12 protein-coding genes are annotated in these 12,641 nt (G+C 62.1%); 4 read left to right on the forward strand and 8 right to left on the reverse strand.

Annotated elements, in window-relative coordinates:
• Positions 1 to 15: 15 nt before the first annotated feature.
• Positions 16 to 1,233, reverse strand: coding sequence for an LL-diaminopimelate aminotransferase (locus ACO06J_RS08245; RefSeq protein ID WP_421760218.1), 1,218 nt, complete (start codon positions 1,231 to 1,233; stop codon positions 16 to 18).
• A 314-nt stretch (positions 1,234 to 1,547) separates the two neighbouring features.
• Positions 1,548 to 2,579: a glycosyltransferase family 4 protein gene (locus ACO06J_RS08250; RefSeq protein ID WP_421760219.1), complete on the reverse strand. Its 1,032-nt coding sequence runs from the start codon at positions 2,577 to 2,579 to the stop codon at positions 1,548 to 1,550.
• A 156-nt stretch (positions 2,580 to 2,735) separates the two neighbouring features.
• On the opposite strand from ACO06J_RS08250, the gene ACO06J_RS08255 reads away from it, so the two are divergent.
• Positions 2,736 to 3,725 carry a hypothetical protein gene (locus tag ACO06J_RS08255; RefSeq protein WP_421760220.1) on the forward strand — a complete coding sequence of 330 codons (990 nt, stop codon included), beginning with the start codon at positions 2,736 to 2,738 and terminating at the stop codon, positions 3,723 to 3,725.
• Between the two features lie 71 nt (positions 3,726 to 3,796).
• Here ACO06J_RS08255 and rpsI read toward each other — a convergent pair whose 3' ends face one another.
• The 3 genes from rpsI to ACO06J_RS08270 form a co-directional block, all read right to left on the reverse strand.
• Positions 3,797 to 4,282 carry a 30S ribosomal protein S9 gene (gene rpsI, locus ACO06J_RS08260; RefSeq protein ID WP_421760221.1) on the reverse strand — a complete coding sequence of 162 codons (486 nt, stop codon included), beginning with the start codon at positions 4,280 to 4,282 and terminating at the stop codon, positions 3,797 to 3,799.
• Entirely contained in the window at positions 4,282 to 4,746 is a 465-nt protein-coding gene (rplM, locus tag ACO06J_RS08265; protein WP_421760222.1) for a 50S ribosomal protein L13, read from the reverse strand. The genes rpsI and rplM overlap by 1 nt, the downstream gene beginning before the upstream one ends.
• 161 nt (positions 4,747 to 4,907) lie before the next feature.
• The gene (locus tag ACO06J_RS08270; protein WP_421760223.1) at positions 4,908 to 5,942 is read right to left on the reverse strand and encodes a COX15/CtaA family protein; all 1,035 of its coding nucleotides are present in this window, start codon (positions 5,940 to 5,942) and stop codon (positions 4,908 to 4,910) included.
• Between the two features lie 94 nt (positions 5,943 to 6,036).
• Here ACO06J_RS08270 and ACO06J_RS08275 point away from each other — a divergent pair, with 94 nt between their 5' ends.
• Positions 6,037 to 6,246 (forward strand): DUF2842 domain-containing protein, encoded by a 210-nt coding sequence (locus tag ACO06J_RS08275; protein ID WP_421760224.1) that lies wholly within the window; start codon positions 6,037 to 6,039, stop codon positions 6,244 to 6,246.
• Positions 6,247 to 6,303: 57 nt separating this feature from the next.
• On the opposite strand, the gene ACO06J_RS08280 is transcribed toward ACO06J_RS08275, so the two are convergent.
• Genes ACO06J_RS08280 through ACO06J_RS08290 form a run of 3 tightly spaced genes read right to left on the reverse strand, consistent with a single transcriptional unit; the run spans position 6,304 to position 10,764 of the window.
• On the reverse strand, positions 6,304 to 7,599 hold the full coding sequence (locus ACO06J_RS08280; RefSeq protein ID WP_421760225.1) for a UDP-N-acetylglucosamine 1-carboxyvinyltransferase: 1,296 nt from the start codon (positions 7,597 to 7,599) through the stop codon (positions 6,304 to 6,306).
• A gap of 43 nt (positions 7,600 to 7,642) precedes the next feature.
• Entirely contained in the window at positions 7,643 to 8,671 is a 1,029-nt protein-coding gene (locus ACO06J_RS08285; RefSeq protein WP_421760226.1) for a polysaccharide deacetylase family protein, read from the reverse strand.
• A gap of 2 nt (positions 8,672 to 8,673) precedes the next feature.
• On the reverse strand, positions 8,674 to 10,764 hold the full coding sequence (locus ACO06J_RS08290) for a GumC family protein (protein WP_421760227.1): 2,091 nt from the start codon (positions 10,762 to 10,764) through the stop codon (positions 8,674 to 8,676).
• A gap of 159 nt (positions 10,765 to 10,923) precedes the next feature.
• On the opposite strand from ACO06J_RS08290, the gene ACO06J_RS08295 reads away from it, so the two are divergent.
• The gene (locus ACO06J_RS08295; RefSeq protein ID WP_421760228.1) at positions 10,924 to 11,478 is read left to right on the forward strand and encodes a polysaccharide biosynthesis/export family protein; all 555 of its coding nucleotides are present in this window, start codon (positions 10,924 to 10,926) and stop codon (positions 11,476 to 11,478) included.
• Positions 11,479 to 11,481: 3 nt separating this feature from the next.
• Complete coding sequence (locus ACO06J_RS08300; RefSeq protein ID WP_421760229.1) at positions 11,482 to 12,621, forward strand: glycosyltransferase family 4 protein; 1,140 nt, start codon at positions 11,482 to 11,484, stop codon at positions 12,619 to 12,621.
• The last annotated feature ends 20 nt before the right edge of the window (positions 12,622 to 12,641 follow it).

The following is a 12,641-nucleotide window of genomic DNA, read 5'->3' on the forward strand; positions in this document are numbered from 1 at the left end:
AACTCCCCTACCTGCTTACTTGGCGACCGGCAGTGGCACAACATTGCCGAGGCTCGGGGAGCCGGCGAGGAACTTCTTGATGTTGCGGGCGGCCTGACGGATGCGCTGTTCGTTCTCGACTAGTGCAAGACGCACATACTGATCGCCGTACTCGCCGAAGCCGACACCTGGGGCGACGGCAACGCCAGTCTCCTGGATCAGCAGCTTGGCGAATTCGAGCGAGCCGAGGTGTGCATACTGATCAGGGATGGGAGACCAGACGAACATGGTGGCCTTCGGCGACGGGAGGTTCCAGCCAGAACGGGCAAAGCTCTCGACCATGACGTCGCGGCGGTTCTGATAAATCTGGCGGACTTCGGAAATGACAGAGTCATCGCCATTCAGCGCTGCGGCGGCGGCGACCTGGATGGGGGTGAAGGCGCCGTAATCGAGATAGGACTTCACCCGTGCCAACGCCGCGATCAGGCGTTCATTACCGACCGCAAAGCCAACGCGCCAGCCGGGCATCGAGTAGGTCTTGGACATCGAGGTGAACTCGACGGTGATGTCGATGGCGCCGGGCACTTCAAGCACCGAGGGTGGCACTTCGCCGTCGAAATAGATTTCGGAATAGGCAAGATCGGAGAGGATGAAGATGCTGTTGGCCCGGCAATAGGCGACGACTTCCTTGTAGAAATCGAGGGTCGCCGTGTAGGCGGTCGGGTTGGCGGGGTAGTTCAGCACCAGCGCGATCGGCTTCGGGATCGAATGACGCACCGCCCGATCGAGCGAGCGCATGAAATCCTCATTCGGATCAGCCGGCATGGAGCGGACCACGCCACCACTCATGATGAAGCCGAACGAGTGGATCGGATAGGTCGGGTTGGGCACCATCACCACGTCGCCCGGCGCGGTGATGGCCGATGCCATGTTGGCGAAGCCTTCTTTCGAACCCAGCGTCGCAACGATCTGGGTGTCGGGGTTCAGCTTCACGCCGAAGCGTCGGCCGTAGTAGCTCGCCTGGGCCTTGCGCAGGCCCGGGATGCCCTTCGAGGAGGAATAGCGGTGGGTGCGCGGGTCGTTCACCGTCTCCTTGAGCTTGTCGACGATGTGCTGCGGGGTCGGCATGTCGGGGTTGCCCATACCCAGATCAATGACATCGACGCCGTTGGCGCGCGCCTTGGCCTTGATTGGGTCGATATGCGCGAAAACATAGGGCGGCAGACGGCGGATACGGTGGAAATCGTCGTTCATGTGAACCTCGGTGGACCGCGACGCAGCTGACGCATCGGCACGTTGCTGTTGGGCGCCGGGATTATCGCGGAATTATGGTTTTGACTCGGTTAAACGATCCACAAGGACCGCTGGCTTGGCTTGCTGTTCCGCCCTCCCCAGCCGCATTGCGGCGCGCAGGGAGAGCTAGAGAGCGGCGGCCCGAGCGCGCAAAAGCGCCGCACCGGCAAAGCCGGGCCAGGCGGACAGCGCTGCTACTCCCTGAGTCATGGCGCGATTTAGGGGCGGAAAGGGTAGCGGGTCAAGAGAGAAGGCCCGGTCTGGGGCCGAGTTCATCAGTCGTTTCTGTCGGTGGGGTGCTCAGCCACCGGCAGAAAGCTGAGGAACTGGTCGGTGCTGGCAGCCCAGGAAAATAGCTCTGCATAGTCCCTGCAGGCCTGCCGTGGGATATCAAGTGCCTTGAGCGCGGCAGCGCGCAGGTCTTCATCGAGCACACCAACCGGCGCGTTGCCGATCACGTCGATCGGGCCAGTGACAGGGTAGGCAGCGACGGGGGTGCCGCTCGCCAGGGCCTCCAGCAGCACCAGACCAAACGTATCGGTTTTGCTGGGGAAGACGAAAACGTCCGCGCCGGCAAACAGCCGGGCGAGGTCCTCTCCCTGTTTGGGGCCCAGAAAGACCACCTGAGGGTGCTCGGCTCGCAGCTTTTCGAGGCTCGGCCCGCCGCCGACGACCAGCTTGGTTCCGGGCAACTCCAACCGCAGGAATGCGTCGATATTCTTTTCCACCGCGACGCGGCCGACATAAAGAAACACCGGCCCCGGATACGGCAGTGGGGCGCGCTTGTCTGGGTGAAACAGCCCGGTATCGACGCCCTTGGTCCAGACCGCGACGTTGGTGAAACCACGCTGCTCAAGCAGCGTCTTGAGGTGCGGCGTTCCCACGAGACACCAGGTTGCCGCGCCGTGGAACCAGCGCAGAAACCGGTAGGACCAGCGCAACGGAACCGGAAGGCGGGCGCGCAGGTATTCGGGGAACTGGGTGTGGTAGGCCGTGGCGAACGGGAAGCGATTCCGGCGGCACCACCGGCGCGCGATCAGCCCCAGCGGGCCCTCTGTCGCGATATGAATAGAATCGGCACCGCTCGCCTCAATTCGCGCAAAGACCGGTCGCATCAGCGTGCGGGAGAGCCGGATCTCGCCATAGCCAGGCATCGGGAAGGTCTTGAACTCGGCCGGGGTCAGGAGCTTGACGACGATCCCCCGCCGCTCAAGTTCCCGCGCCACAAGCTCGATCGAACGCACCACGCCGTTGATCTGCGGATGCCATGCATCAGTGACGATGAGGATGGTGCGGGGCGTCGTCATGGGGCGCTCGGTTCGGGGGAACACGGTTAGCCCGGACAAGGGTGAGCGACAAGGGGCAGGCCCTCCCCCTCTGTCGCAAATAGAGCTTCTTTGGGACAATCTTCCGAGGTAGGACCCCTGCATCCCTACCCGCCCTCCTATAGCCGGGGAGTCAACTTGGCCGCCTCTACGCTCCGCAAGATCACCTACTTTTGCCCACCAGAGCCCAAACCATCTGGTGGCATCAACTACCTCCTTCGCCACAGCCGGCTCGTAAATGAGCTTTCAGGCGGCGAGGTTCAGTCTGACATATTCTTCATTGGGCCGTTTGCGTCGCCGCCGCTCTTTTCGAGAGAGGGGCTCTCCATCAAAACTGACAACGTCTTCAACCGCTTCACGGACTTGGTCGTCATTCCCGAGGTCATCGCACCAACCTGGGCACCTTTGGCCGCCCAGCAGGGAGTCCGCTATGCCATCATGGTTCAAAACGGCTACTATATTTTCAATAACTTCCCGCCAAATGTGCAGGTACCGCCCGTGTACGAAGGCGCAGTTGCTGTCCTTTCGACGAGTAACTTGATTAATGAGACCATTGCAAAGGTTATTCCTTCGGTCGCAGATAAGATATCTTACGTAAATTATTCTATTGATCCTAATATTTTTGCGCCCTCCGCGCAAAAGTCAGACATCGTATCTTATATGCCGCGGAAGTTGCCCTATGACTCCGGTTTGGTCATTCGGCACCTGATGGCGCGGAATCTCAAAGGATTCAAGTTCGTCCAAATCGACGGGCTGGATCAGCAGGGTGTTGCCAAGCTGCTTGGCAGTTCCAAGATATTTATGTCGTTTTCGAACTTCGAGGGGTTCGGGCTTCCCCCCGTGGAAGCCGCAATGGCTGGCAACAAGGTGATTGGCTACACCGGCCAGGGTGGGCGCGAGTATTGGAAGCAGCCACTGTTCGAGGAGATCCACGCAGGGGACATCATGGCCTTTGCCGACGCCATTGAACGTGAGGTCCTGCATCAAATCGCGCATCCAGATGCCAATGCTGAGGCATTCCAACAGCCAATTGCAGATCTCGCCGCCCGGTATTCCGTCGCAAACGAACGCAAAAACCTGACTGCATTCGTAACAAAGATGGCTGTGCTCTTTGCAAAAGGGATCTAGCTCTACTCGGGTTTCAGATAACAAAAAGGGCCGGATTGCTCCGGCCCTTTCGCATTTCTGATCCAGAGCGCTTAGCGCTTGGAGAACTGGAAGCTCTTGCGGGCCTTCGCCTTGCCGTACTTCTTGCGCTCGACCACACGGCTGTCGCGGGTGAGGAAACCGCCGGCCTTCAGCACGCCGCGCAGTTCGGGTTCGAAATAGGTCAGCGCCTTGGAGATGCCGTGACGAACGGCACCGGCCTGGCCGGAGAGACCGCCGCCAGAAACCGTGGCGACGACGTCATACTGTTCCTTGCGGGCGGCAGCGACGATCGGCTGCTGCAGCACCATCTGGAGCACCGGACGGGCGAAGAAGGCGTTGAAGTCCTTGCCGTTGACGGTGATCTTGCCGGCGCCCGGCTTGATCCAGACGCGGGCAATGGCGTTCTTGCGCTTGCCAGTGGCATAGGCACGGCCCTGTGCGTCCAGCTTCTGAACGTGGACCGGAGCCGGGTTGGCAGCGGCAACAGCGGCCGATGCGGCGCCGAGGTCTTCGAGCGAATTGATGGTCTCGGCCATTACTTGACCCTCACGTTCTTGGAGTTGAAGGAGCCAACGTCGAGCTTGACGGGCTGCTGGGCCTCATGGGGATGAGCCTCGCCGGCATAGACGCGAAGGTTGCCGTACTGCTTGCGGCCGAGCGGACCCTCGGGGATCATGCGCCGCACGGCGTTCTCGAGCACGCGCTCGGGGAAACGACCTTCAAGCAACTGACGCTGCGTCCGGTCCTTGATGCCGCCGGGATGGCCGGTGTGCCAGAAGAACTTGCGCTGATCGAGCTTCTTGCCCGTCAGCTTCACCTTGTCGGCATTGATCACGACGACGTGGTCGCCGGTATCCATATGGGGGGTGAAGGTCGGGAGGTGCTTGCCGCGCAGGCGCATGGCAATGATGGACGCGACGCGACCAACCACCAGATCCTTGGCGTCGATCAGGATCCACTTCTTCTGGATCTCGTCCGGCTTGGCCGTGTAGGTGCTCATTTGGTTTTCCTTGAAAGCGGGCAGATTGACCCCTGCCCCGTATTCGTGGCGCGGATATACGTTTGCAACGCATATGCGTCAAGCTGAAAGATTTTCGCTATATATATCAATATCTTATACTTTTGGTATTATGATACCACATATTAAGCCATTGAAATTGCTCAGGTACGCCGAGAGCTGTCTGCCAGGTAGGCAGTTACCGCACCGGCGAGCATGAAGGCCAGAGCCTGGTGGCCGAGCGCCAAGGAGATGGGGACATGCATGAGGAGCGTGCCGATGCCAAGGACCACCTGAAGGACGACGAGCGCGGCTATCCGCGGTATCCAGCCATGCACCCCGTCGAACCCGCCGCGCTTTGCCTGCCGCCAGACCAGCCAGCCGGCATACAAGACGACAAGATAGGCGATGGTGCGGTGGATGAACTGCACGGTGAGCGTGTTCTCGAAGAGGTTCTTCCAGAACGGATCGATGGCATCGAGGCCCTGCGGGATCAGGGCACCATCCATGAGCGGCCAGGTGTTGTAGCCCATGCCGGCGTCGAGGCCCGCCACAAAGGCTCCAGCAACGATCTGCAGCAAGATCAGAGGTAAGAGCACCGCGACCGGCCAGCCGGGGGGTGCAACCGCGCGGGCCGGCTCAAGGCGGCGCGCGACCCAGATCAGCGCGATGAACAGCAGCGAGGCGGCAAACAGGTGCACGGCCAGGCGGTATTGGGACACGGACGTGAGCTGGCTGAGACCCGATGAGACCATCCACCAGCCGAGCAGACCCTGAAAGCCGCCGAGAACGAAGAGGCCTGCCAAGGGGGCGGCAAGCTTCCAGGTGAACCGGCGCTGGACCAGAAACACCAGGAACGGAATGGCGAAGGCAAAGCCGAGGATGCGTCCCAGCAGGCGATGCGCCCATTCCCACCAGAAGATGAATTTGAAGTCCTCGATGCCCATCCAGTTGTTCTGGACGCCCTGGGGGATCTGCTTGTAGGCGGCGAACTCGGCCTGCCAATCAGCGTCGGACAGTGGCGGGATAACGCCGGAGATCGGCTTCCACTCGGTGATCGACAGTCCGGATTCGGTCAGGCGGGTGGCTCCACCGACGACCACCATGGTCAGCACCAGCAGCGCCATCACGTATAGCCAGATCCGAACCGGCCCCAGACGGTCCGGCGCGGGTATGACGGTTTGATCGGTTGCGCTCATGGCCAAGATGCGTTCCTTAGTGACCGGCGACTGCTACTGCCAATGGCCCGCGGCTGACAATGGTCGCGTTGCCGCATCCCATCACGAGAGAGCGATGAGCCAGAATACCCGCAAACTCCTCGGCACAGTGCTGCTGCTCGTCTCCATCGTCGCCTGGTCGGTCGGCGGCATGTGGATCTACATGAGCTTTCTGGGCGCCGCCGCCTGGTGGGCGCTGATCGGGCTTTTCGCGATCATGGGGATGGGCTGGTTCTTCCCGGCCGCATGGATCATCCGCTGGATGTCCAGGCCAGATGCTGAGTAGGCTCTTGTTCTGCCGCGTTTCCGAACCGGAAAACCGTTGCCACTTTTCCTGGAAACGCTACGCAGCATCCTCCCAGTGGACCTTGGCGCCCAGCGCCGTCAGCTTTTCTACAAAGTGCGGATAGGCGCGGCGGATCGGATCGGCGTTCTTGATGCACGACTCGCCCGGGATCTGGATGGCGGCGAGTAACAGCGCAACGACGACGCGGATGATATAGGGCGCTTCGACAGTCGCAGGGCGCAGCGGATTGCCGCCAAACACGATCAGGCGATGCGGATCTGAGAGGTGCACGCGGGCGCCGAACTTCAGGAGTTCCGCGCTCCAGCCCAGCGCACCCTCATAGACCTTGTTCCAGAACAGGATGTCGCCGACGCAGCCGACCGATACGCCGATAGCATGGGGCAGCAGGTCAGCAGGGAAATAGGGCCACGGCGCTGCTTCGATCTTGGGAAGCATCTCGGCGGTGAAGGGTTCGGTAATCCTGCGCGTCCAGCCGGTGACGGTGACGGAGCCCTCGCCGATTTCGAACTGCATGCCGAGCTTGCTGAACTGGCGCAGGATCAACGTCATGTGCGGGCCCATGTCAGTCTCGACCGTCAGCCGACCGCCGGTGACTGCGCCGATGGCGAGGAAGGTCGCGACTTCGTGGTGGTCATCGGGAACACGGGCAACGGTGCCGCCGAGCTTCTTGACGCCGCGAATAGTGAGCTTTGAGGTGCCAATGCCGTCGAGATCGGCACCCATCGCGGCCAGCATGTCGCAGAGGGACTGCACATGTGGCTCCGAGGCCGCGTTGTTCATGTGCGAGGTGCCCTCAGCGAGAGCCGCGATCATCACGAAGGTCTCAGTGGCGGTGACCGAGGCGTAGTCGGGCCACATGTCGGCGCCCCTTATGGGGTTGCGCCGCTCGATGCGGTAGGGGTGCGTCGAGGCAATGGTGCCACCGAAACGCTCGAGAATGTCGAGATGCGGATCGATCTCACGAACGCCCAGCGCGCAGCCCTTGGCCTCGGTATCAAAGATCAGGTGATCGCTGCGCAGCAGCACCGGTGCCAGCAGCAGCACGGCGGCGCGGATACCAACCGGCAGGTCGGCATCGGTCGCGGCGAAAGCGGTGAAATCGTGCTGGATGACGAGGGTTTGCGCCTTGAGGTCGCGTTCAACCCGCGAGCCCTTGGAGCGGAAATAAGCAACGAGCTTGTCGATATCGCTGATCTCGGGGACGTTGGTCAGCGTCACCTCTTCCTCGGTGAGAAGGGTCGCGCAGAGCATCGGCAGCACGGCGTTTTTGTTGCCCGAGGGGCGGATGGTACCTGACACCGGGTGGGCGCCATCGACGATCATATCGGTCATGAGGTTCTCTTCAGGGCGGCTCGGGCCGCTTCATAGCCTAGTTTCATGCCAGCGACAGTACCGCCGGCGTTGCGAGGACGTCGAAGTAGCGACGCGCCTGGAAATTGCCGTTGAGGGAGACGCGTGGCAGCGCCTCTAGGTGATCACGATGACGGGCGTAGATACCGCCGACCCGGGTGGTGACGGCAGAGCGCAGCCCAAGGTCGCGGGCGAACTGGAACTCGCGCTCACCCGCCGACGCCGCGCCCCCGTAGGGGTAGCTGAAATGGACAGGCGCCTTGCCGAACTGTGCCTTGATGATGCGGATAGACTGCTCCATTTCGCTGCGCGCATCGGCGGCGTTGAGCTTGGCGAGTTCATAGTGATGCACCGTGTGGGCGCCGATCGTGCACAACTGTTCCGACGCGAAGATCCGCAATTCGTGCCAGTCCATGATCAGTTCGCGACAGTGCCGGCTGAGATCAAAGCCATATTGTGTGGCGAGTTGATGGATGAGCGTGACGCGGTCGGCTTCGGGCATGCGGCGCAGGCGATGATAAAGATTAGCGAAGGCGGCGCGCTTTTCCTCGACATTCGCGGTGGGTAGGTACTCCGTCTCGCCCATGTAGGTAACCGCCAGCGCGCTCTGAGCGGCGATGATTTCCTCCAGCGCTTGCCACCAGACATCGCCGACGCCATCGACCAGCGCCGTCGGTACATAGAGCGTAAACGGGCACTGCTGCCGGCGCAGAATCGGCAGGGCGTAGGTGAGGTTATCTCGATACGCGTCATCGAAGGTGAAAACGGCGAAGGGCTTTTCGGGCACATCGGATTCGATGCGACGCACCGCTTCATCAATATCCACAATCTGGTAGCCGAGCTTCCTCGTGCGTTGAATCACGTATTCGAGGTAGTCCGGCTTCACCTGAAGGATGGCGTTTGGGGAGAAATCCGCCGGGTCGTCTGGCAGCACGCGGTGGAGGGTAAAGATCACACCACGCGCCTTGGTGACCCGCCTTGCCAGCCGGGTCATCTGCGACAGCGAAAGGGCCTCAAGAGCAGCGCGAATGACGGTGTGCTTGAGTCCTGCCATTGCTACGCAACGTTTGCCGAGCGATCCGGCACAGTGAGAATGGCGCGGACGGCTAGCCCCTGGGCCGTCAGCTCGCGGCGCGCCGCCGCCGACACAACCGGGCTGACACTGGTATCGCTGATCAGCAACACGGCGGCGGAACTGCTGGCAAACAGCGACAGGCTGGAGTCCTTTCCAAGCGCGCCGGTATCCACGACGACGAGATGGTAGATGTCGGCCAGCGCTTCGATCAGGAGCTTGGGCCGGGCCGAGCGGCGATCAATTGCAGCGAGCCGGCCCCATTTGACCTCGCCCAGCACATCGTCGATCCGCTGCACGACGTCACCGTAGTCGGCGCGTTCGGCGCTGAGGTCTGAGAGGCCTGGGTCGAGGGTTACGCGGGCGGTGCCAGCATCGACAGCCACCGCACTCAGCCCGGCGCCAATAGCGGCGTCGATCAGTTCCACGCTAGCCCCAAGCCTTGCATCCTGGGGGCCAAGGCCGGCTAAAAGGACGATTCGAAGGCTTCCACTGACGACATCAGCGATCACGTCTTCGAACTCGGACGGGACGACCGGAACTGCTGGGGCGATGTGCTGCATCTCGGCTGGAGTTTCTGCCATTAGTGGAGCCGAGGCCTCTTCAATGACGTCCTCTGCCTCGGATTCCCCGGGCTCAGCCACAGTATGTACGTCAACTTCAGCATCGACTTCAGCCTCATAACGAGAGGTCAGCGCCCTGCCCGACATCAGCTCGCCGAACAGCACCATGCCAACCTGCAGCGCCAGTGCGACAAAGCCGACAGCGCCAAGGATCAGCGGCACCTTTGGCGAGGCCGGCTCGATGGATGGCGCCGCATCGGAGATCACCCGCACGTCCGGCAGAGCGGAGTTGGACGCGGACCGCGAGGCTGCATCGGAATACTTGGCGAGGTAGTTTTCCAGCAGGTCGCGCTGCGCTTTGGCTTCCCGCTCCAGCCCTTCGAGGGTGACATTGCCACGCGTGGCATCGGACGATGCCAGCTTGGCGCGTGTCAGGTCTTCGCGGAGCTTTTGCTCCAGCCCATCCTCTGCCTGGGCCTCGGCCGAGAGAGACGCCGCGACGCGGCGTCCCTGGTCGGCGATCTGGCCGTCGATCTCGCGAATCTGCGCCTTCAGCGCCTTGATGGTGGGATGGTTGGCCAACAAGGTAGTGGACTTCTGCGCCAGTTCAGACTGCAGGCTACCCTTGGTCTGCAACAGCGACTGGATCACCACCGAGTCGCGCACGTCGGCGACACTTTCAATAGACTTGCCGGAGGCGATGAGACTGTTGATCAGATCGGCGCGCGCCTGGGCAGCATTCTTGCGCTGCTGCGCCTCGGCGATCTGGGTGGAAACGGTCGAGAGCTGCTGGTCCGTGACGGGGGTCGCGCTGGCGCCCATGAATAGGTCGTTGTCGACCTTGAAGTTGGCGACGGCGGTCTCGGCGGTGTTCACCTTGGTGCGGAGCTTTTCGATCTCCTGCTGCAGCCACACCGTGGCCTCAGCGGTATCGGTGATCGATTGCGCGGCGCGGCGCTTCACATGCGCGGCGGCGATGGCATTGGCAATCCGCGGGGCCAGCTCCCGATCCGTCGAACGTACATAGACCGAGATCACCGACGAATCGCGTTCGCGGATGACAGTCATCCGGTCGGCGAGATTGGCGAGGACGATCTCGTCGATGCTCTGGGACGATCGGCGCCCCACGAGGTTCATGGCAAAGCCGGTGAGCGAGAAGCCCGCGCTCGCGAACTCCGGCACCGACCGCAGCTTTTCGGACTCGACCACATCGAGCAGCAAGTCGCGGGACTTGATGAGCTCGATCTGGCTCGACATCAGTGCGTCGGCGTTGACGCCGTTGTCGGTGGCAGCCGACTCGTTGGCGGCGCGCGTGTAGACGTTGTCGCGCGGCTCGACCAAGAGGCTCGCCGAGGACTCATAGACACGCGGTACGAACATCAGCAGCCCAGCCACGCCGACGAGCAGCGCCGCCGTCACCAGGAAAATGCGCAGCCAGCGCGACAGCACCGCTCCAAGCAGCGCCCCGATATCCATTCGCAGATCTTCAGCGCGCTCTTCGGCAAGAATCATTGGGCTTCGCCCCTATCGTTACCCCTCAGCTATGGGGCGCACGTGGTAAGCATTCAGTTAAGCCGGGTAGCAATTTGATGAATCCGCACCGGCGACATAAGCGGAAAATTAACCATGAGGCGGCGACACTTGGGCGAGAGTTCATGTGTCGAGATTCCCATGCGTTGGTTGCGCCTCCTGCTGCTGTTGCTCGTGCTGCCGCTGAGTGCGTGTGCGCTGAGCGCGCGGCCGTCGACCTATCAGGTTGATACCAAGGGCCCTTATGCGCTCGATACGGGCGACGTGGTTCGCATCACCGTTTATGGCGAGCCGGAACTGACCAAGAGCTATCGGGTCGAGGATTCCGGCGCATTGGCCATGCCTCTGGTGGGGCTCGTAAAGGTGCGCGGCAAGACCACTGAAATGGCGGCGGCGGCGATCACTGCGGCGCTCGCTGCGGGCTATATCCGGGAGCCGAGTGTCGCTGTTGAAATCGAGACTTACCGGCCCTTCTTCATCCAGGGTGCGGTTAAGAACGGCGGTCAGTTCCCCTATGTCTACGGCATGACGGTGCGTGCCGCGATCTCCACGGCCGGCGGGTTCGCGGATACGGCCGAGCGCACCAGGGCGATCGTCTATCGCCGCCAGGGCACCGAGATGATCAAGAGCGTCGTCGATCTCGATTTCCCGATCTACCCCGGCGATACGCTGGTGATTTCGGAACGCTGGCTCTAGTCGATGGCGGATCGTCCGCTGCGTATTCTGCAGATCCTGCGTGCCCCGGTCGGGGGATTGTTCCGGCATGTCTACGACCTGACGCATGAGCTGGCGGCGCGCGGGCATCAGATTGGCATCGTCGGCGACAGTCTCCACACCGACGCCCTGACAGAGGAGCGCCTGGGCAAGCTAAGGCCCCTGTCACCGCTCGGAATCCACTCCCTGCCGATCCCGCGGGTATTCGGGGTCGGCGATCTCACGACGCCATTTCGGGTCCGGGCGCTCGCGGACAAGCTCGCGATCGATGTGCTGCACGGGCATGGCGCCAAGGGTGGGTTCAACGCGCGCGTAGCGCGGATCGGGGCAAAACAGCGTGTCGCACTCTATACGCCGCATGGCGGGGTGCTCAACTACGCGGCGGGCTCTCCTGCCGGTGTCGCCTTCCGGCTGATCGAGCGGGCGCTGATCGGTGTGACGGATGCGTTTGTATTCGAGAGCGCGTTTGCGCAACGCGCCTTTCACAAACAGATTGGCGTACCCAAATCGCCCAATCCGGTAATCCATAACGGCGTTACACCGGCCGAATTCGAAGCGATCACGCCATATTCCGATGCGGCGGACTTCGTGTTCATCGGCGAGTTCCGTCCGGTCAAGGGGATCAAGTTCCTGCTGGACGCGTTGGTGGGCGTGCGCGCTCCTGATGGGCGACCGGCAACGCTGGCCATGGCTGGAGGGGGACCGGAGCTCGAGGCGATCAAGGCCCAGATTGCGAGCCTGGGGCTGCAAGAGCGCGTCACCCTGCTCGGCGTGAAGCCTGCACGGCCGACGCTGCATCTTGGACGTTGCCTCGTCGTCCCCTCTCTTGCCGAGTCCCTGCCCTACGTTATCCTCGAGGGGGCGGCGGCAGGCCTGCCGGTGATTGCTACCGACGTCGGCGGCGTCAGCGAGATTTATGGCCCCACCGCAGCAAGCCTCTTGCCCGCTGCCGATGCTGGAGCCCTGCAACGCACCATGCAGGCGGCGCTCGATGACCCAACTGCGGCTGCGCATGAGGCCGAACTGCGCCTTGCGCATATCCGCGCCGGCTTCTCGGTGGCCCACATGGCGGATCAGATCGAGGCGCTCTATCGTCAGGTTCTGGTAACCAGACGCCAAGACTAACCGCCGGTTTCACCGACTGT

Source organism: Devosia sp. (assembly GCF_965229025.1).
Classification (GTDB): domain Bacteria; phylum Pseudomonadota; class Alphaproteobacteria; order Rhizobiales; family Devosiaceae; genus Devosia_A.